Source organism: Megasphaera sp. AF13-6AC (assembly GCF_027685385.1).
In the GTDB taxonomy this organism is placed as follows: domain Bacteria; phylum Bacillota; class Negativicutes; order Veillonellales; family Megasphaeraceae; genus Megasphaera; species Megasphaera micronuciformis.
In genome coordinates, this window is the sequence record NZ_JAQCUN010000278.1 from 1 (window position 1) to 849 (window position 849).

The window sequence follows — 849 nt, forward strand, 5'->3', positions numbered from 1 at the left end:
CAAAACAGCCAGAAACAAAACGGGCCGTATTCTCTTACCGCCTGCATTAAGGCTGTAATTCATGGCTTCATAAAGACCGGAAAACTCGGGCGTACTCGTTTGTAACAGTTCGGCTAAACGGGTGTCGATTCGTTTCTTACGACTTTCCAACAAGGTACGAAAACTCATAGCCCCAACGTCCCTTCTTCATAAGCCGTCTTTGTATCTTCAGCTTGTGTTGCGTCTTCTCCCCTTACTTCCGCCAAAGCCTGGGCTCGTTGACGAGCGTATTCAAGTGCACTTTCACAGGTGCCGGACAATTTTACGGCTTTTTCAAAAATATCCAGAGATTCCTGTAAGGTCAACCCGGGATTATCAAGAGAGTCTACCAGTCTTTCCAACTCTTCAAAATCCTTCTCAAAATTTTTTAATTTATCCGTTTTTTTCACCACGTTCAATCACCTCTTTCACTTCCGCCACAATAACCCCGTCAACAAGTTGTATTTCTAAAGGTTTCTTGCGATTTACAGCCGAAATTCCGGCTATGACTTCACCGTCTTGCAACAACTGCCCGTACCCTTTGCGTAAAAAAGCGGTCGGGTTCATACCTTCAGCTCGCGATTTTATCTTATCCAACGCATGTTGTTTTTGCAGTAACAAATACTCCGTCTTTTGTCTTGCACTTTCCACCAAGCGATTTAAATTGTCTTTTTTGACCGTTACGAATTCATTATATTGATGTAGGCGAATTCGTGTCGTCGTTCGTTCCCACTGTGAGAATCGTCGTTCAATACAATCATCCATAAGTCGCCCGGCCGTTTCCGTCAGAGCGGCTATTTGCAATTGTATATCCGTAAATGAAGGAAATGC

At 43.8% G+C, this 849-nt stretch carries 2 protein-coding genes; both read right to left on the minus strand.

Translation table 11 applies throughout. The features are described 5' to 3' along the window. Positions 1–164 precede the first annotated feature (164 nt). Positions 165–431 (minus strand): exodeoxyribonuclease VII small subunit, encoded by a 267-nt coding sequence (gene xseB / locus PGX78_RS08835; protein ID WP_270446591.1) that lies wholly within the window; start codon positions 429–431, stop codon positions 165–167. Further along, the coding region (locus PGX78_RS08840; RefSeq protein WP_333524043.1) for an exodeoxyribonuclease VII large subunit at positions 412–849 on the minus strand (438 nt) is incomplete at its 5' end. The genes PGX78_RS08840 and xseB, both read right to left, overlap by 20 nt.